Below are 18,690 nucleotides of genomic sequence, written 5' to 3' on the forward strand. Positions count from 1 at the left end.
GGGAGGATAGGGTAAGGCCGGGGGATCGGAGTTTAGCGCAGCGTCCAGCCGGCCCCATCCAACGCCGCGCGCACCGCCTGGCGCATCGTGCGCTCGCGCCGCACCGACAGATGCGATCCCTGATACCAGGTCACCGGCACCTGCCAGTGTGCGCTCAGCGCCAGCGGATGCTCGGGCGGCACCAGGCGGTCGCCGGTCGCGGCGAAGATGTGGCGGCGCTCGATCGGCTGTAACGGCGGCCGCGCCAGCGGCGAGACCGGCGCAAGCAGCCGGCGATAGCGATGTTCGTCGAGGCCGTGCGCGGCGAAGTAGCGCAGATGCGCCGGCGGCAACACGCGCCACAGCGCCGCGGCGAGGTCGATCACCGGAATGCCGGCGATGACGAAATCGAGGTCGGCCTCGTAGGTCGCGAGCAGCGCGGCGTTGTAGCCGCCCAGCGAAAAGCCGAGCACGCCGACCCGCGCCCCGGGTTCGTGCTGACGCAGCCAGGCCAGCGTGCGCCGCAGATCCCACAGCGTCTGCATCTCGGCGTGCAAAAGGTCGGTCAGATCGCCGTCCAGGAAGTGATCGCCGGACTTGGTGCCGACGCTGCGCGGGCCGTGCAGCGGCAGCACCGGCTGGATCAGGTTCAGGCCCAGACGATGGTGCAGCCAGTTAGGCGAGAAGAGACTGAAGTCCATCCACGCCCGCCCCATGCGGTAGCCGTGGATGCACAGCAGCCACGGCCGCGGCGCGCCGGCGTGGCGCAACAGGCGCACGTGGCAATGGCGATTGGCGTCATGCTGCAGCCAGCGGTCGTCACCGGGCAAGGACGGCGGTGTGCGAAAACCCGACTCGAACCTGAGGATCTCGTAGTCGATGCCCCACAGCCGTGCACGCTCGACCTGCGTGTCGTCCGGCGGTGGCGGCGGCAGATGCAGCGCCGCCGGGTCGTCGTCCCAGCCGTTCTCGGTGATTGCCTTTTCCAGTCGCGCCGCGTCCTCGCAGATGCGCGTCGCCAGTGCGCCGCCGGGGATCGACGCCGCGGTGACGAAATAGCCGAGCACCAATTCATCGAGCGCGAGCTTCAAGTCCATCGACGTCGAGCGCTCGACTTCCGGCACCCCCTCGTAGCTCGCCGTGCGCAGCCAGCTGAGGCGGCCAGCGATAACGAAACTCGCCGCCGACAACAGCAACAGCCAGAACGCATCGCCGAGTCCGGCGGCCCAGCACGCCAGCGGGCTGAGCACGGCACCGAGGGCGCTGCCGATCGCGATCGGACCGAGCGTGCGCGCATCGCCAGGGAACAGCAGCAGCCCCAGGCCACCGCCGAGCAGCAGCAAGCCGGGCGCCAGCGCCAGCAGCAGCCAGGTGCCGCCGCTGTCGGCAAGCAGCCAGTACAGGCCGGCGACGATTGGCAGCAAAGCGAGCCACTCGCGTGGCCGCGGCGGCGGCAGATGCACGACAGCCATGCGGATCAGCTCCTGAGGAGATCGATCAACAGCAGCGCGCCGACGACGAGCGCGAGGACGCTCGCGGCCTGCGCCGGCCATCGGAAGGACCAGAGGCGGCGCTGTGCGAGGAACGCGAGCCCCGTGAACACGCTCAATACCCAGAACACGGCGGTCACGGCGGCGACGGTCGGCCACTCCGCGCGCATGCGCGGCGAGGCATCGAGATAGATCGCGTAGATCAGCGCGACGACGCCCAGCGTGACCGCGAAGGTCGCGCACAGCGCCAGCGCAACGGCGTTGAAGATCTGGACGGCCTTCATCCGCGCCTGCGCTTGCGAGCGCCGCTGGGGATCAGGTGGCCGACGACCTTGGGGCTGGAAAGCCCGGCCCGGAACATCAGCGTGACGAAGGTTCGTAGGATACGATCGCGATTCTGGAACACCGAGTTGACCATCGGAATGCGTTGCCGGTTGATCGGCGTGATGCGCTCGTCCGTCTCGTCGCCGAAGCGCAAGCTCACCGTGAGGTCGACCTCCAGCGGATCCTGCTGCTTCGCAGACCGCGACCGCGACCGCGGTGGCTTGCTTATCATCGCTATCCCCTGCTGAAGACCCGCCCGATGACCCTGCCTGCCGATGCTGCCGATCTGGTCTGCTTTGCCCATGGCAAGGAAAGCGGACCCTGGGGTCTGAAGATCACACGGCTGGCCGACGTGGCCCGGCAGCAGGGCTTCGAGGTGATGAGTCCGGATTATAGACAGACGCAGAATCCGGACGAGCGCGTGGCGATGCTCGTGGCGCTGCGCCCGCGGGCTCGGCGCCTGGTGCTCGCCGGTTCGAGCATGGGTGGCTACGTGTCGGCGATGGCCTGCGCCGCACTGCGGCCACAGGCCCTGTTCCTGATGGCCCCGGCGCTGTACTTCCCCGGCTGGGACGCCGAACCCGAAGGCATTCCGGCGCTGTGCAGCACCGTTCACGGCCTTCGCGACGACATCGTGCCGGCCGAGCGCAGCCTGCGCTTTGCGAAGACGCACGGCGCCGAGCTGCACCTGATCGACGCGGAGCATACGCTCAACGCACGCATCGATCTGATCGCGGCACTGTTCGCCGATCTTCTGCAACGCGTGCGTGCGAGCTGATGTCGCGGCGCGACGCACTCACCCAAGCCTACACGGCGGCGCGCTACACGGTCCTTGTTCGTGGACGCAGGCACGCGGCAACGATCGGCCGCTCCTGCCCGTCGCTGGACGCCGCCCTGCGGCGCTGCGGCTGCCGGTCACACTGGTGCCTGCTGACGCCCTGTAATCCGCACTCGCGGCGCCTGGCGACGCAGAGCAACGCGCAGCGCCTGCATCTGCTGCAGCAGCTCGTGCGCCGCCACGGCTGGCGTGCCCTGCCCGCGCGCAATGCGAGTCCGGACGGACGCTGGATCGAGCCTGGTCTGTGCCTGCTCGATGCGCCGCCGCGGCAGGTCGAGCGTCTGGCGCGCCGCTTCGGTCAGCTCGCGTGGGTGTTCGGGCGGCTGGGCGCAGCGCCTCGCCTGCTGTGGACGAACGACCCGCGCAGCTAGCGCGTACGCCGATCGATATGCCCCAGATCGCGGCCCGGGGCGATGCGGTCACGCACTCGCCGCTTGAGCTCGGGTAGCTCGACGAAGCCACCATCGCGCTCGCGGTCGGCGATGATCTCGCCGTTGAGCATGACGCGAAAAACCCCGCTCGCCTGCTTGCTGAGCGTGACCTGATCGACTTCGTCCTCGAACGTGGACAGCAGCTCCTGTGCGAGCCAGGCCGCGCGCAGCAGCCACTTGCAGCGGGGGCAGTAACCGATCTCGATGCGATTCATCGTGACCTCACTGGCCAGGGCGCGTAGGCGCGGAACTCGGGCGGCATGCGCCGCGGGCGGCCGCTCTTCATGTCCACGCAGACCCACTGCGTGGCGCCGCGCAGCACCGTCTTGCCGTCGGCCTCGCGCACGATCTGGTAACGCCGCCACATCGACAAGCGAAAGTCATTCTCGTGCACCCAGGTGGCCAGCCACAGCCGGTCGTTGGCGAAGGTCGGCGCCAGATAGTCCAGTTCGTGACGGCGTGCGACGCAGCCGGCACCAAGCCGCTCGTAGGCCTCGAAATCCAGCCCCAGGCTGACCGAATGGCTCCACGCCACCTGCTCCAGCCAGTGCAGGTACATCACATTGTTGGTGTGACCGAAGCGGTCGAGATGTTCGGCTGTAACGGTGACCGGCAGCAGGTGGGGTCGGTCGACGTCCCAATCGAACGCGGTCGCGGCTTGCTCTGGCGTCATGGTATCGGCATCCGGGCCAAAGCCGCGAGCTTAACGAATCCCGGCGAGCCCACCGTTGCGGCGAGTGCGGCCGGACGCGTAAAATTCATTTCGTACCGATCCAGTCTTTTTTGATGCTCAAGCTCAGCAAGCTCGCCGACTACGCCACCGTGCTGATGACACTCGTCGCGCGCGAGCCGCAGCGCCTGCACAGCGGCCTGGAGCTCGCCGAGCGCAGCCAGCTACCGGCGCCGACGGTTGCCAAGTTGTTGAAAATGCTGGCACGCGGCGGCCTCTTGCAATCCTTGCGCGGTGCCCACGGCGGCTACCGGCTGGCGCGGCCGCCGGAGACGATCAGCGTTGCCGAGATCATCGCCGCGCTCGAAGGGCCGATCGGCGTCACCGAGTGCGCCAGCCACCCCGGCGGCTGCACCCACGAGGCCGGCTGCAGTACGCGCGCGAACTGGCGGCTGATCAACATCGCGATCCGCGAGGCGCTGGAGGCGGTGAGCCTCGCGCAGATGGCCGCGCCCGCGCCGTCCCGCGACGACGCCCCCGGCCGCGCCCGTGGCGAGTTCCCGCTGACCTTCCACCGCACGGCGGCAAACGGGCTGCCGCAGAGCTGAACCCATGTCGAGCCACCCCCAGGACATCCAGGCACTGGTCCGTAACCGCAGCTATAGCGCGGGCTTCGTCACCGACATCGATGCCGAAACCCTGCCGCCGGGCTTGAGCGAGGACGTGATCCGTCACATCTCGGCCGAGAAGCAGGAACCGGACTGGCTGCTCGAGTTCCGCCTCAAGGCGTATCGCCGCTGGCTGACGATGCGCGAACCGAAATGGGCGCACCTGCACTACCCGCCGATCGACTACCAGGCGATCTCGTACTACTCGGCGCCCAAATCGATGAAGAACCGGCCGAAGTCGCTCGCCGAGGTGGATCCCAAGCTCTTGGAGACCTACACCAAGCTCGGCATCCCGCTCAAGGAGCAGGAGATGCTCGCCGGCGTCGCCGTCGACGTGGTGTTCGACTCGGTCTCGGTCGGCACCACCTTCAAGAAAAAACTCGCCGAGGCCGGGGTGATCTTCTGCTCGATCAGCGAGGCGGTGCGCGAGCACCCGGAACTGGTGCGCAAGTACCTCGGCAGCGTCGTGCCCTTCGGCGACAACTTCTTCGCCGCGCTGAACTCGGCGGTGTTCAGCGACGGCTCCTTCGTGTTCGTTCCCAAAGGCGTGCGCTGCCCGATGGAGCTGTCCACGTACTTTCGCATCAACGAGCGCAACACCGGACAATTCGAGCGCACCCTGATCATCGCCGAGGAGCGCAGCCACGTCTCGTATCTGGAAGGCTGCACCGCTCCGCAGCGCGACGAGAACCAGTTGCACGCCGCGGTCGTGGAGCTGGTCGCGCTCGATGACGCCGAAATCAAGTACTCGACGGTGCAGAACTGGTACCCGGGCGACGAGCAAGGCCGCGGCGGCATCTACAACTTCGTCACCAAGCGCGGCGACTGCCGCGGCGCGCGCAGCAAGATCTCGTGGACCCAAATCGAGACCGGCTCGGCGATCACCTGGAAATACCCGAGCTGCATCCTGCGCGGCGACGACTCCATCGGCGAGTTCTACTCGGTGGCGCTGACGCACCACCGCCAGCAGGCCGACACCGGCACCAAGATGATCCACGTCGGCAAGAACACGCGCTCGACCATCGTCTCCAAGGGCATCGCCGCCGGGCGCGGTCAGCAATCCTATCGTGGTCTGGTGCGCGTGCTGCCGAGCGCCGCGAACGCGCGCAACCACACCCGGTGCGATTCGCTGCTGATCGGCGATCAGTGCGCGGCGCACACCTTTCCCTATACGGAGATCCGCAATCCGAGTGCGATCGTCGAACACGAGGCCACGACCTCGAAGATCGGCGAGGACCAGTTGTTCTACGCGCGCTCGCGCGGCATCGGCGAGGAAGACGCCGTGTCGATGATCGTCAATGGCTTTTGCAAGGACGTCTTCAAAGAACTGCCGATGGAATTCGCCGTCGAGGCGCAAAAGCTGCTGTCCGTTTCGCTCGAAGGCGCCGTCGGATGAACCCGGGCTTTCGACGATCGCCTTGAAGGGCCGTCGGCGCCGGCGCAGCCCACGCCACCGGTCGGGCCTAGCCCGCACGCACCGCCACGGACGGCCCCAGACCCACGAAGCTAGCCAAGTCATCAGCCATGCTTGATATCGACAACCTGCACGCCCGCATCGACGGCCAGGACATCCTCAAAGGCATCACGCTGCGCATCCGAGCCGGCGAGGTCCACGCGATCATGGGGCCGAACGGTTCGGGCAAGTCGACACTGTCGAAACTGCTCGCCGGACACCCGGACTACGTCGTGACCCAGGGCAGCGTGCGCTTCGGCGGCGAGGATCTGCTCGCGCTCGACCCCGAGGCGCGCGCCGCCAGGGGCGTGTTCCTCGGCTTCCAGTACCCGGTCGAGATTCCCGGCGTCTCCAACATGGTCTTTCTCAAGGCTGCGCTCAACGCCCAGCGCAAGGCGCGCGGTGAAAAAGAGCTCGAAGCCGCGGACTTCATCGCCTGGGTACGCCATCGCGTCAAGCAGATGAAGATGGACCCGGCGATGCTGTCGCGCGGTGTCAACGAAGGCTTCTCGGGCGGCGAGAAGAAGCGCAACGAGATCCTGCAGATGCTGGTGCTGGAACCCAAGCTTATGGTGCTCGACGAAACCGACTCGGGCCTCGACATCGACGCGCTCAAGGTCGTTGCCGACGGCATCAATCTGATGCGCTCGCCCGAGCGTGCGGTGCTCTTGGTCACCCACTACCAGCGCCTGCTCGATCACGTGCAGCCGGACTTCGTGCACGTGCTCGCCGGTGGGCGCATCGTCAAGTCGGGCGGCCCGGACCTGGCGCGCGAGCTTGAAGAAAAGGGTTACGGCTGGCTGCAGCAGGCAGCCTGATCATGGGCACACTCGATCATTTCCGCGCCGCCTTCGAGGCGCTGCCCGAAGCCGCGCGCACCGCTGCCCGACGCGCGGCCCTCGACGCCTTCCTCGCCGAGGGTTTGCCGTCCACCGCGCTCGAGGACTGGCGGTATACGGACCTCGCGCCGCTCGCGGCGCTGCCGCCCGACGCGCTCGGCCCCGACGCCTCGGCCTCGACCGACGACGCGCCGAGCACGTTCGTCGATGGCCTGGACGCTCTCAACCGCGCCTTCGCCGCCGGCGGCCTCGATCGCACGATCGACGCCAACACCCGCCTCGATGCGCCGCTGCGCCCCACTGCACGCGCGCATCAGCGCCACCGCCTTCACCTCGCCCGCGGCAGCGAGGCGACGCTGATTCTCAACACCTCAGGCGATGCGCCGTTCCAGACGGTGTTCGCCGACATCACGCTCGATGCCGGCGCACGCCTGCACCTGATCCGCCTCAATGACGCCGGCAGCGATGCGCATCGGATCACACGCCTGCGCCTTGGCATTGCCCGCGACGCGAACATCGACATGGTCTGCGTCGATCTCGGCGGGCGCCTGTCGCGCCACGAGCTGCACGTCGATCTGGCCGAGCCCGGCGCCGGCGTCACGCTCAACGGCCTGTACGCCCCGACCGGCAACGGCCATGTCGACAACCACATCTGGATCGAGCATCGCGCGCCGCATTGCACCAGCCGCCTGGCGTTTCGTGGCATCGCCCGCGACAAGGCGCGCGCCGTGTTCGACGGCCTGGTGCGCGTGCACCCGCACGCCCAGAAGACCGATTCCGAGCAACGCGTCGCCAATCTGATCCTGTCGCCCACGGCCGAGATCAACGCCAAGCCGGAGCTGGAAATCCACGCCGACGACGTCAAGTGCACGCACGGCGCGACCTTCGGCCAGCTCGACGAGCAGGCGCTGTTCTATCTGCGCACGCGCGGCGTACCCGAGGCACTCGCGCGCACGCTCTTGACCTGCACCTTCGCCCACGACGTGCTGCAACACATACGGCCCGAGGACGTACGCGCGCGCGTGACCCAGCGCCTCTTGCGGCAAATGCCCGGCGGCGACGAGATGCGGGCCTTGCAGATGGAAGGCCTGCGGATGGACGCACAGTCATGAGTTCGACGCTCGACATCGGCGCCATCCGCGCACAGTTCCCGATCCTGCGGCAGACGGTGCACGGCAGGCGCCTGGCCTATCTCGACAACGCCGCGACGACGCAAAAGCCCGAGGCGGTATTGCAGGCCATCGACCGCTACTACCGCACGTCCAACGCCAACGTGCATCGCGCGGTGCACGAGCTCGCCGGCCGCGCGACCACGCAATACGAGGCAGCGCGCGACCGCATCGGTGCCTTCGTCAAGGTCGCGCGCGAGCAGGTGGTCTTCACGCGCGGCACCACCGAGGCCATCAATCTCGTCGCGCGCAGCTATCTGCAACCGCGCCTGCAGCCAGGCGACGAGGTGCTGCTGACCGGCATGGAGCACCACTCCAACATCGTGCCGTGGCAGCTCGTCGGCGCCAAAACCGTCGCCGCGCCGGTGCTCGATGACGGCAGCCTCGACCTCGATGCGTGGAAGCAGCGGCTCTCGGCACGCACGAAGTTGGTTGCGGTCGCGCAGATCTCCAACACGCTCGGCACGATCAACCCGATCGCCGACATCGTCGCCGCAGCGCACGCGCGCGGCGTTCCGGTGCTGGTCGACGGCGCACAGGGCATCGCGCATCTGCGCACCGATCTGACCGCGCTCGACATCGACTTCTACGCGTTTTCCTCGCACAAGCTTTACGGCCCTACCGGCTTCGGTGCTCTGGTCGCCAAACGCGAACATCTCGAAGCGATGCCGCCGTGGCACGGCGGCGGCGACATGATCCGCACGGTCGCCTTCGAAGGCAGCACCTGGAATGACGTGCCGTACAAGTTCGAGGCCGGTACGCCGGACATCGCCGGCGCGATCGGTTGCGCCGCGGCGATCGACTGGCTCGATGCGCTCGACGTCGAGCGTGTCGCCGCGCACGAACACGCACTGCTCGAATACGCGACCGAACAGTTGTCGCGGATTCCCGGACTGCGCCTGATCGGCACTGCGCCGCACAAGGCCGGCATCCTGTCCTTCGTCATGAACGGGCCGCATCCGCAGGACATCGGCTCGATTCTCGACATGGAAGGCGTGGCCATCCGCACCGGCCACCATTGCACGATGCCGCTGATGCAGCGCTTCGGCGTACCGGCGACGGCGCGCGCCTCGCTCGCGGTCTACAACGACCGCGATGACATCGACCAGCTCGTCGCCGCGCTGCAGAAGGTCCGACGCCTGTTCGCCTGATCGGCAGCTCAGCGTCCGCTCTGGATCGGCTGCGCCAGAATCCACAGGCCGAAGGTCGTGAACGCGACCATCAGCAGCAGCATCGGGATCTGGCTCAGTACCGCAGCGCGGCGGCTCGGGAACAGGCGCAGTGCCTCGACGTGCGCGATCCAGACGCTGACGATGTGACCGAACACGATCAGACCCACCTGCGTATGCCAGATCCATTTCAGATCCGGCAGGATCGGCGCGCGCAGCAATCCCGCGGTGCCGAACAGATTCCAGCCGTTGCCGAGCGGGTCGGAGAGCAGGCTCACGATCTTCAGGCCCTGCGTCAACAGCAAGGTGTAGTAATGGGTGAAGTGGTAGACCAGCGCGATCGGCAGCAGCGAGTACGCAAAGCCCAGCGCCAGTTCGCGCAGCGATCGCCGCGACCCGCCGCAGACGCGCGCCAGCCACACAAAGACGAGATAGATCGCCAGGTACAGCAACGGTGACAGGAAAAGGCACATGGTCTCGTAAACGAGATACCAGGGCCGCAATTCGATGTAGGCATGGATCGGCGGCTTGCCCATCCACTCGGTCAACCAGCCGGTGGGATCGAACCAGAACAGCTTGAACCACGGCACCGTCGCGCGTAGGCCGTCGAAAGCGGTCGACGACAGCATGAACAGAATGAACACGAGCAGGCTCCACGATTCCGCGTGCGCTTCGAGCAGCCCGGAGAACGGCGGGCGCAGGCGTATGCCCTGCCCCGGCCGATAATCGATCGGCGCCATCAGCGCGAGCAGTCGTAGGAACACTGCGAAGAATTCGCCGTAACGGAACCAGGCCGCGGCGCCGAAGACATAGACCGCGACCAGGTTCAGCACGCTGTAGCCGAGCAGCAACTGCGCCAGCGAAAGGGGGCGCGTGTGCGCGAACAGCTCCACCCAGATGAACGCCATGTACAGCGCAAGGGCCGGCCAGTACGCCAGTGAGGATGGATAACGCACGCGGCCTTGCAGATAGCCGCGCCAGGCGCGCCCGAGCAGTTCGGCGAGCGTGCGCCACGGATTGAGCAGCGCGTAGACGTCGCCGATCAGCGCCGTCAGATAGGCGAAACCGAGCACGAACACGACCCAGAAGAAGGTCATGTTGAAGTTGCGGTACGGATCGCGCGTGCCGAACCAGCCACTGAGCACACAGGCGATCAGACCGATCAGGGCGAGCGCGCGCAGCACGCAACGCAGCCGCAGCCAGCGCAGCGCGCGCACCACGCCGCTGTGCTGCAGGTCGATGCTGCGGGGTGCACGCGATCCGGCGGGCGCTGTCGCGAACCAGGCGACGACGAGAAACGACAGCAGGAGCGCCGCGGCGCCGCCCCAGGCATACATCCAGAACGGCACCGGCAGGTTGTAGATGCGACCGAAGGAATGCGCCGCCGCGCTCGGGACCTGCGCGCTGAGCGCGAGCAGCGCGAAGATTGCGGCGCCGCTGCGGCACGCCGTGCCGACGTCGCGCCGGCGCGAGCGGTCCTGCGCCAGCGCGCGCGCAGACCTCGCCACGGTGGCTTCCCGCTTGCACGGGAACGGCAGTGTTCGCATCAGCGCGGGCTGATCTCGAGCACGGCAACCTGCGTGTGCGCGCCGTGTAGCTCGATTTCGAAGCGCCCGGCGTGCTCGGCGGTGAAGCGCAGCGTGGCCGGCTCGCCGGCGCGCAGCGGCAGGCTGAGGTCGTACCCGTGCAGGTGCAGCTCGTCGTCCTCGGCGCTGCGCACGTCGAGTTCAATCTCGTCGCCGGCACGCGCCTTGAGCACGGCGATCGCCGGCGCCCCGGCCGGCGGCGGCACCTCGATATGCAGGCGTCGCACGATCGGCGCGGCGGCGACGGGCACGGCCGTCTCTACTTCGGTGGCCGGCGGCGCCGGCGACAAGGGCCGCAACAGCGCCCACAGTGCGGCGAGCAACACCACCGCGACGAACAGGAAGATCCCCAAACGCATCGCGCCGGCGCCTAGCGATTGACCACCTGCTCCCACATCCTGAGGTAGGCCTCGGCCGACCAATACAGCGCATCGAGCGCCTCGCGCCCGCCTTCGAGGCGAACCTCCTCGACGTAATCGGCGACCATGCCGTAGTGCGCCGTGCCGACTTCGTCGATGTGCCAGCTCTTGCCGCTTTGTGGAATCGTCTGCAGATCGAAGGTCAGCGGTGCGAAGCCCTCGAACTGCGGTCCCCAGTCCTCGCCCTGGAACAGGGTGAACGGATACTGCACTGGCTTGTCGGTGGCGCCGCGCGGCGGCGAACGGTCGGCGATCCCGTTGGCGTCCATGCCGTAACCGACCGCGAGCGGCTCCCCCGGCCGGGCCTCGTCCCACAGGGGCTTGAGCTTGCGCATGAACTCGACGTGGCCCCTGCCGTTGGGCTTGAACGGATAGATCAGCCCGCCGAGCGCGAGGATGTCCTTGGCCTGCTGGATCGAGATGCCGCCGTGACCGCCGTGCGCCGAGATCAGCGGATACGGCGGATTCTGCGCCTTGGCGATGTCGATCATGTCCTGCTTGATCGACAGCTCGGCATGATCGATGTCGATGATGAACTTCTTCTCCATCAACTTTTCGATCACGTAGCGGCCGAGCTCGGTCATGCCGCGCGCATTGCACTGTCGCTTGCCCGCGGGGTACAACGGCACGATGCCGTTGAGCGCACCGAGCACGATCTGGCTGAGCGGATCGCCTCCGGTACCGGGAATGGCGGTCGTCATGTATGCGCCGGCGTCGTAGAAGTACGCCTCGCCCTCGCCGCCGTCCGGGCAGTCGTAGGTCCGCCAGAAATGGCCGGTGCCCCAGAAGCCCACCAGATTGAGCGCGTCCCCGTTGAAGATGCCGGTGCCGCCCAGCGCGCTGTCGACGTCGTGATACGGGAACAGCTCGCGCACGCCCAACTCCCAGATCTCGTCGATCTGGCGATCGATGTCCTCGCGCGTGCAGCCGACCACCTCGCCGACGCCGGCGACGGTGCGCAGCGTGCAGTCGAAGATGTTGGAGAACTCCAGTCCCGGCACGACGGCGAGCTTGCCCTCGTTGATCACGCGCCTTGCCTCGGCCGGATCGCCGACGATGCGAAACCAGCCCTTGCCCGGCCCGCCCTCCTGCGCGTCGACGTAATCCTGCAAGCTCTTCAGGTACTTCACCTGTTTGATGCCCAGGCTCATGTCGTTGCAGTCGTAGCCCAACGCTTGCGGATTGATCGTCGTCGCATAGATCACCGCGATCTCGCACAGCGCGGCGATGTTGGTGCCCTCGGACACGAGGATGCGCAGGCCGGCTTTCCACGCGCGCTCGACCCACTTGTAGTACATCGCCTGGTGCAACTGTGAGTCATAGGCCGGCCAGTCGATGAAATCCGGCCAGCCGACGGTGTCGTGCGTGGTCAGCGGCGTCAGATCGAGGATCAATGCCTCCGGGTCCTGGATGCCCTGCGGACCGTGATGCGCCTCGCAGTCCGCGAGCGCATGCGGCACGCCGAAGCGGTGATACATCTGCCCGTACAGCACGCCGCCCGCCGATGGCCCGACATCGAGCGACCCGTCCGACATCTCGTGCCCCATCGCCATGTGCGTGTGCACCTCGGCGAAGCCCACGACGGGCTGGTCGATGCCGCGCCCCTTGTAGGTCTCGCCACGGCTGTCGGTGGAGATTTCCGGATAGGGCGTGCAGCCCTGCGCAGGTACGAAGGCGAACTCCCCGCTGGCTGCGCCGTCGCCGAGTGGCGGGGCGCTGGTGCCGTCGGATTTGAGGACGACGGTGTAACGGCCCGGCGCCACCGTATCGATGGTCCAGTTCGCCGCATCGGAGGCGGACTCCGCGGCCACCACGGCGTCGCCGGCGCTGGCGAGCAGGCGGCCATCCCGACCGTGGAACAGGTAGTCGCCGAGCGCCGTCGGCTTCATGTAGAAACGCTCCGCGGCATCGGCCGAGGTCGCAGTCGCGGCGTAGCCATTGCCCTGCCGCGCAATGAAACGCCCGCTGTCCAATGCCTTGACGGTGAAACACCGGTTGGCCAGCTCGTACCGGTTTTGCGGCGCGCCCGCCGGATCGGGATCCGCGGGCCCGCCGGACGGCGGATCGGAATCACGGCAGGCGGCCAGCGCCAGCGTCGCACCGCACAACATCCCCATCCACGATCTACGCATGCTCTCCCCCTGCCAGCGCGCCGCGCGCAAGCCTCGATTCTAGGATCGGTGCGCGCAGCGCGTGCATAGCAAAATCTGCCCCATCAGCGCATCCGCGCCGCGGCGACGGCCTGATCGGCGCTCGGGCGCAGCCGGCGGCTCGCCCGCGCTCACAGCGGCGTCAGCGCGAGGATACGCAGATCCAGCGATTCGCGCCCCTGCCAGCGATTGATCGACAGCGTGAACGCAAGGTGTACCTCGCCGCGGTCGCACAGGCGTTCGGCGCCGTTGAAGTCGATCGCCGACAGCACTCCGGCGGGATGCGCCAGTCGATACTTGACGTGCGCGCCGTCGCCACCCACCGGCCGTGCCTCGATCACGCGCGCGATGGTCTCGAACACCGGTTCCGGGAAGCCCTGGCCCCAGGGACCGGCGGCTTCGAGTGCGCGCGCGGTGTCCAGCGTCATTTCGTCCGCCGCCAGCTCGCCATCGGTGTCCAGACACTGCGCCAGCGCGGCTTCATCGAGCCATTCCCGGCACAGGGCATCGAAGTGCTCACTGAAGGCATCGAGCGCGTCCGCACGCAGGCTCAGGCCCGCGGCCATCGCGTGGCCGCCGAAGCGCTCGATCAGCCCCGGCGCGCGCGCGTCGATCGCCGCCAGCGCATCACGCAAATGCAGTCCGGGAATCGAGCGCCCCGAGCCCTTGAGCAGATCCGCTTGCCGTGCGCGGGCGAAGGCGATGACCGGGCGATGCAGGCGCTCCTTGAGGCGTCCGGCGACGATACCGACGACGCCTTCGTGCCAGTCGTCGGAATAAAGGCAGACGCCGATCGCATCGTCACCGGCGAGCCGTTCGAGCGCATCGTCGTGCATCTGCGCCTCGATCTCACGGCGATTGCGGTTGAAGGCATCGAGTTGACGCGCCAGCGCCAGCGCATGCTCGGTATCGTCGGTCAGCAGGCACTCGATGCCGGTGCGGATGTCGTCGAGGCGACCAGCGGCATTCAGGCGCGGGCCGAGCACGAAGCCGAGGTCCTGCGCCGTGAGCCGCGCCGGGTCGCGGCCCGCGACCTGCAGCAGCGCGGCCAGGCCCGGCCGCATGCGGCCGGCGCGCATGCGGCGCAAGCCTTGCTCGACGAGGATGCGGTTGTTGCGGTCCAGGCGCACGACATCGGCCACGGTGCCGACGGCGACCAGATCGAGGAACTCGGACAGGTTGGGCTCGCGCCGCGCCGCATCGAACCAGCCATCCGCGCGCAGCCGCGCACGCAGTGCCAGCAGCACGTAGAACATCACCCCGACGCCGGCCAGGGATTTCGACGCAAAGCCACAGCCCGGCAGATTCGGGTTGACGATCACCTCCGCCGCCGGCAGCTCGGCACCAACGAGGTGATGGTCGGTGATCAACACACGCAGGCCCAGCGCGCGCGCGCTGGCGACGCCGGATACGCTGCTGATGCCGTTGTCCACCGTCACCAGCACGCGCGCACCGGTGGCCGCCGCCTGCTCGGCGAGCGCCGGCGACAAGCCGTAGCCCATGCGAAAGCGGTCCGGCACCACGTAGTGAACGGCGGCTGCGCCGAGCGCGCGCAAGCCGAGGACCGCGAGCGCGGTGCCGGTCGCACCGTCGGCATCGTAGTCGCCGGCGATCACGACGGGCTCGCCCGCGCGGATCGCCTCGGCGAGCAGGGTCGCGGCGGCGTCGATGTTGGCCAGACCGGACGGTGGCAGCAGATGCGCCAGATCGAGCGCCAGTTCGTCGGCGCGCACGCCGCGTGCGGCGAGCACGCGGCGCAGCACGGCCGGCAGCGACGCCGGCAACCGCTCCGGGTCACCCGGCGGCCGGCGGCGCAACGTCGGCATCACGCCATGTGCGCGAGCAGCGCGCCTTCGACCGCCGCGCGTTCGGCCGGCACCTGGATCAGACCCTTGAGCCCGTCCTTCATGATGACGTCCGGATCCTTCAATCCGTTGCCAGTGAGCGTGCAGACCACCGTCGCGCCCTGCGCGATCCTTCCGGCCTTGATGTCGCGCAGCGCGCCGCACAGCGAGGCCGCGGAGGCCGGCTCACAGAACACGCCCTCGTTCGCCGCGAGCAGCCTTTGCGTCGCGAGGATCTCGGCGTCGCTACATTCATCGAACCAGCCGTTCGATTCCCTCTGCGCCGCCCAGGCCAAATCCCAGGACTGCGGGTCGCCGATGCGGATCGCGGTGGCCACCGTCTCGGGATGCTTCACGGCAGCGCCGCGCAAGAACGGCGCCGCACCGGCGGCCTGATAGCCGACCATGCGCGGGCGCGTCTTGGCGAGCGGCGCGTCGAGGAAACGACCCTCTGCGTGGTACGGACAGTACGAGGCGGCCACACCGGCCATTTCGCAGTAGCCGAGCCAGTAGGCGCTGATGTTGCCGGCGTTGCCGACCGGCAGGCAGTGATAGTCCGGTGCGCGGCCGAGCGCCTCGACGATCTCGAAGGCCGCCGTCTTCTGCCCCTGCAGGCGATACGGGTTGATCGAGTTGACGATGGCCACCGGCGTGGTCTGGCCGATCTCCTTGACCAGGCGCATGCCATCGTCGAAATTACCCTGGATCTGGATCACGACGGCGCCGTGCACGATGGCCTGTGCGAGCTTGCCCAGCGCGATCTTGCCGTCGGGAATCAGCACGAAGGCGGTGAGGCCGGCGCGCACCGCATACGCCGCCGCGGCCGCGGAGGTGTTGCCAGTCGACGCGCAGATGATGGCGCGCGCGCCCTCATGCACCGCCTGTGTGACGGCGACGGTCATGCCGCGATCCTTGAACGAACCGGTCGGGTTCAGCCCCTCGAACTTGACGTACAGCTCGCCGTCGAAGCCGATCTGCCTTGGAATGTTCTCGAGCTTGATCAGCGGCGTGCGCCCCTCGCCCAGCGAGATCGCGCGCGCTTCGGCGGCGAGTGGCAGACGAAAGCGGTACTGCTCGATGAGACCGGTGTAGCGTGTCATGATGGCAACGTTCAGTCGAACTTCTCGACCCTGAAGCGCGTCGCGCCGGCGCGCACGAACGGCAGCTTCTGCATCTCGGCGAGCGCATCGTCGAAGCGATGCCCGGGGATGATCGAGGTGATCAGCGCGATGGTCGCATCTTCGCCGCCGCGCGGCTCGCGCTGCAGGATCGCCTCCACGCTGATGTCATGCGCGGCGAGGATCGCGGTGATCTGCGACAGCACGCCGGCTTCATCGGCGACGCGCAGACGCAGATAGAACGCGCTCGGCGCGTCGCGGATCGGTACCACCGGCAGCGGCCGCAGCGCATCGGGCTGATAGGCCAGCGCCGGCACCGCATGACGCGTGTCGGCCGACAGCGCGCGCGCGATGTCGAGGATATCGGCGACCACCGCGGAGGCGGTCGCGTCGCCGCCGGCGCCGCGACCGTAGAAGCCGACCTGACCGACCGCGTTGCCGTGCACGACCACGGCATTGAGCACACCGTCGACCTTGGCCAGCAGCGCATCGTCCGGCACCAGCGTCGGGTGCACGCGCAGCTCGACGCCGCCGCCGTGGCGTTTGGCGATGCCGAGTAGCTTGATGCGATAGCCGAACACCTTGGCGATCTCGATGTCCTGCGGCGTCACGGCGGTGATGCCCTCGACCGCGATCGCGTCGAACGCCAGCGGCATGCCGAAGGCCAGCGCGGCAAGAATCGCCAGCTTGTGCGCGGCATCCACGCCCTCGACATCGAAAGTCGGATCGGCCTCGGCATAGCCGAGGCGCTGCGCGTCGGCCAGCGCGTCGCCGAACGACTGCCCCTTGGCTGCCATCTGCGTGAGGATGTAGTTGCAGGTGCCGTTGATGATGCCGGCGACGCCGTCGATGACATTGCCGGCGAGGCCCTCGCGGATCGCCTTGATGATGGGGATGCCGCCGGCCACCGCGGCCTCGAAGGCGACGACACCGCCCTTGGCCGCTGCCGCGCCGAAAATCTCGTTGCCGTGTTCCGCGAGTAGTGCCTTGTTCGCAGTCACCACCGGCTTGCCGCGTGCGATCGCCGCCAGCGTCAGCTCGCGCGCGACACCGGTGCCGCCGATCAGCTCGACGAGGATATCGACCTCGGCCTCGGCGACGAGCCGCTGCGCATCCGGCCACAGATGAATGCCGTCGAGCTTGCAGTCGCGCGCGCGGGAAGGCGTGCGCGTCGCCGCGTCGGTGACGATGACCGGCCGGCCGACGCGGCGCGTGATCTCCGCCGCGTTTTCGTGCAGCAGGCGCAGCACGCCCTGCCCGACCGTGCCCAGTCCGATGACGCCGACGCGAACGGGAGTGGCCATCATGCGCGCTTGAGCATGCGCTTGATGCCGCGAACGGCCTGGCGCGTGCGGTGTTCGTTCTCGATCAATGCAAAGCGCACGTGCCCGTCGCCGTACTCGCCAAAGCCGATGCCCGGCGACACCGCGACCTTGGCGTCTTCGAGCAGCTTCTTGGAGAACTCGATCGAGCCCATCGCGCGAAACGCCTCCGGAATCTCGGCCCAGACGAACATCGTCGCCTTCGGTTTTTCGACCTTCCAGCCCGCGGCGTTGAGCCCTTCACAGAGCACGTCACGACGCGAGCGGTACATGTCGCGGATCGCGCCGACGCAGTCCTGCGGTCCTTCGAGCGCGGTGATCGCGGCGACCTGGATCGGCGTGAACATGCCGTAGTCCAGATACGATTTGATGCGCGCCAGCGCGGCGACCAGCGTCGGGTTGCCGCTCATGAAACCGACGCGCCAGCCCGGCATGTTGTACGACTTCGACAGCGTGAAGAACTCGACGGCGACGTCCTTGGCGCCCGGCACCTGCAGCACGCTGGGTGCGGTGTAGCCGTCGAAGACGATGTCGGCATAGGCCAGATCGTGGATCAGCCAGATGCCGTGCTCGCGGCACAGCGCCACTGCCTTTTCGAAGAACGCCAGGTCGACGCACTGCGTCGTCGGGTTGCCCGGGAAATTGAGGATCAGCATCTTCGGCGCCGGCCAGGTTTCCTTGATGGCGCGCTGCAACTCCTCGAAGAAATCGACTTCCGGCGTCAGGCGCACATGGCGCACGTCGGCGCCGGCGAGTACGACGCCGTAGGGATGGATCGGGTACGCCGGGTTGGGCACCAAGACGACGTCGCCGGCGGCGAGCGTGGCGAAAGCCAGATGCGCGAGGCCTTCCTTGGAGCCGATCGTCGCGATGACTTCCGACTCTGGGTCGAGATCGACATCGTAGCGCTGCTTGTACCAGCGGCTCATCGCGCGGCGCAGCCGCGGCACGCCCTTGGACAGCGAGTAGCGATGCGTATGCACCCCTTCCTCGTTCAAGTGCTCGGGCTTGACATAGTCCGACTCTGTGCCGCGCACCGCAGCCTCGACCAGCTTGTCGACGATGTGGCGCGGCGCCGGCTGGTCCGGGTTGCCCATGCCGAAGTCGATGATGTCCTCGCCACGGGCTCGTGCCGCCTTCTTCAGATCGCCGACGATGTTGAAAACGTAGGGCGGCAGGCGCTGGATGCGCGGGAAATCGGTATTCACGGCGGTTCTTCGG

At 67.9% G+C, this 18,690-nt stretch carries 19 protein-coding genes; 7 read left to right on the plus strand and 12 right to left on the minus strand.

The features are described from left to right. Positions 1 to 32: 32 nt before the first annotated feature. From ABSH63_RS09340 to ABSH63_RS09350, 3 genes are read right to left on the minus strand one after another with little or no spacing between them, the layout of a single operon-like run. Positions 33 to 1,451 carry an alpha/beta hydrolase family protein gene (locus ABSH63_RS09340; RefSeq protein ID WP_352889244.1) on the minus strand — a complete coding sequence of 473 codons (1,419 nt, stop codon included), beginning with the start codon at positions 1,449 to 1,451 and terminating at the stop codon, positions 33 to 35. 5 nt (positions 1,452 to 1,456) lie between these two features. Then, the gene (locus ABSH63_RS09345; protein WP_352889246.1) at positions 1,457 to 1,753 is read right to left on the minus strand and encodes a hypothetical protein; all 297 of its coding nucleotides are present in this window, start codon (positions 1,751 to 1,753) and stop codon (positions 1,457 to 1,459) included. After that, positions 1,750 to 2,025 (minus strand): hypothetical protein, encoded by a 276-nt coding sequence (locus ABSH63_RS09350; RefSeq protein WP_352889247.1) that lies wholly within the window; start codon positions 2,023 to 2,025, stop codon positions 1,750 to 1,752. The genes ABSH63_RS09345 and ABSH63_RS09350 overlap by 4 nt, the downstream gene beginning before the upstream one ends. Before the next feature lie 27 nt (positions 2,026 to 2,052). Between ABSH63_RS09350 and ABSH63_RS09355 the strand changes: the two genes are divergently transcribed. After that, positions 2,053 to 2,571: an alpha/beta hydrolase gene (locus ABSH63_RS09355; protein ID WP_352889249.1), complete on the plus strand. Its 519-nt coding sequence runs from the start codon at positions 2,053 to 2,055 to the stop codon at positions 2,569 to 2,571. Beyond that, the gene (locus tag ABSH63_RS09360) at positions 2,571 to 3,002 is read left to right on the plus strand and encodes a DUF3293 domain-containing protein (protein WP_352889251.1); all 432 of its coding nucleotides are present in this window, start codon (positions 2,571 to 2,573) and stop codon (positions 3,000 to 3,002) included. The genes ABSH63_RS09355 and ABSH63_RS09360 overlap by 1 nt, the downstream gene beginning before the upstream one ends. On the opposite strand, the gene ABSH63_RS09365 is transcribed toward ABSH63_RS09360, so the two are convergent. Further along, positions 2,999 to 3,277 (minus strand): Rdx family protein, encoded by a 279-nt coding sequence (locus tag ABSH63_RS09365; protein ID WP_352889253.1) that lies wholly within the window; start codon positions 3,275 to 3,277, stop codon positions 2,999 to 3,001. The genes ABSH63_RS09360 and ABSH63_RS09365 overlap by 4 nt on opposite strands. Beyond that, positions 3,274 to 3,735: an acyl-CoA thioesterase gene (locus ABSH63_RS09370; RefSeq protein ID WP_352889255.1), complete on the minus strand. Its 462-nt coding sequence runs from the start codon at positions 3,733 to 3,735 to the stop codon at positions 3,274 to 3,276. Before ABSH63_RS09370 ends, ABSH63_RS09365 begins: the two co-directional genes overlap by 4 nt. 113 nt (positions 3,736 to 3,848) lie before the next feature. Between ABSH63_RS09370 and ABSH63_RS09375 the strand changes: the two genes are divergently transcribed. From ABSH63_RS09375 to ABSH63_RS09395, 5 genes are all read left to right on the plus strand, one after another. Next, entirely contained in the window at positions 3,849 to 4,340 is a 492-nt protein-coding gene (locus ABSH63_RS09375; RefSeq protein WP_352889257.1) for an SUF system Fe-S cluster assembly regulator, read from the plus strand. Between the two features lie 4 nt (positions 4,341 to 4,344). Further along, positions 4,345 to 5,796 carry a Fe-S cluster assembly protein SufB gene (sufB, locus tag ABSH63_RS09380; protein WP_352889259.1) on the plus strand — a complete coding sequence of 484 codons (1,452 nt, stop codon included), beginning with the start codon at positions 4,345 to 4,347 and terminating at the stop codon, positions 5,794 to 5,796. Between the two features lie 128 nt (positions 5,797 to 5,924). Continuing rightward, on the plus strand, positions 5,925 to 6,671 hold the full coding sequence (gene sufC, locus ABSH63_RS09385; protein ID WP_352889261.1) for a Fe-S cluster assembly ATPase SufC: 747 nt from the start codon (positions 5,925 to 5,927) through the stop codon (positions 6,669 to 6,671). Positions 6,672 to 6,673: 2 nt separating this feature from the next. Next, on the plus strand, positions 6,674 to 7,804 hold the full coding sequence (gene sufD, locus ABSH63_RS09390; RefSeq protein WP_352889263.1) for a Fe-S cluster assembly protein SufD: 1,131 nt from the start codon (positions 6,674 to 6,676) through the stop codon (positions 7,802 to 7,804). Continuing rightward, positions 7,801 to 9,012, plus strand: a complete 1,212-nt coding sequence (locus ABSH63_RS09395; RefSeq protein WP_352889265.1) for an aminotransferase class V-fold PLP-dependent enzyme — start codon at positions 7,801 to 7,803, stop codon at positions 9,010 to 9,012. The genes sufD and ABSH63_RS09395 overlap by 4 nt, the downstream gene beginning before the upstream one ends. Positions 9,013 to 9,020: 8 nt before the next feature. Here ABSH63_RS09395 and ABSH63_RS09400 read toward each other — a convergent pair whose 3' ends face one another. The 7 genes from ABSH63_RS09400 to alaC form a co-directional block, all read right to left on the minus strand. Continuing rightward, positions 9,021 to 10,538 carry a hypothetical protein gene (locus ABSH63_RS09400; protein ID WP_352889267.1) on the minus strand — a complete coding sequence of 506 codons (1,518 nt, stop codon included), beginning with the start codon at positions 10,536 to 10,538 and terminating at the stop codon, positions 9,021 to 9,023. A gap of 38 nt (positions 10,539 to 10,576) precedes the next feature. Further along, positions 10,577 to 10,975, minus strand: coding sequence for a cupredoxin domain-containing protein (locus tag ABSH63_RS09405; RefSeq protein ID WP_352889269.1), 399 nt, complete (start codon positions 10,973 to 10,975; stop codon positions 10,577 to 10,579). A gap of 11 nt (positions 10,976 to 10,986) precedes the next feature. Beyond that, a complete protein-coding gene (locus ABSH63_RS09410; protein WP_352889271.1) occupies positions 10,987 to 13,167 on the minus strand; it encodes a peptidase M19 in 2,181 nt (726 codons plus the stop codon). 149 nt (positions 13,168 to 13,316) lie between these two features. Next, on the minus strand, positions 13,317 to 15,002 hold the full coding sequence (recJ, locus tag ABSH63_RS09415; protein WP_434223265.1) for a single-stranded-DNA-specific exonuclease RecJ: 1,686 nt from the start codon (positions 15,000 to 15,002) through the stop codon (positions 13,317 to 13,319). 8 nt (positions 15,003 to 15,010) lie between these two features. Beyond that, positions 15,011 to 16,129 (minus strand): threonine synthase, encoded by a 1,119-nt coding sequence (gene thrC / locus ABSH63_RS09420; RefSeq protein WP_352889275.1) that lies wholly within the window; start codon positions 16,127 to 16,129, stop codon positions 15,011 to 15,013. An 11-nt stretch (positions 16,130 to 16,140) separates the two neighbouring features. After that, positions 16,141 to 17,454: a homoserine dehydrogenase gene (locus tag ABSH63_RS09425; protein WP_352889277.1), complete on the minus strand. Its 1,314-nt coding sequence runs from the start codon at positions 17,452 to 17,454 to the stop codon at positions 16,141 to 16,143. Then, positions 17,451 to 18,677, minus strand: coding sequence for an alanine transaminase (gene alaC, locus ABSH63_RS09430; RefSeq protein WP_352889278.1), 1,227 nt, complete (start codon positions 18,675 to 18,677; stop codon positions 17,451 to 17,453). The genes ABSH63_RS09425 and alaC overlap by 4 nt, the downstream gene beginning before the upstream one ends. Positions 18,678 to 18,690: the final 13 nt, after the last annotated feature.

Origin of the sequence: Sinimarinibacterium thermocellulolyticum (assembly GCF_040327995.1) — a bacterium.
Lineage (GTDB): Bacteria > Pseudomonadota > Gammaproteobacteria > Nevskiales > Nevskiaceae > Solimonas > Solimonas thermocellulolyticum.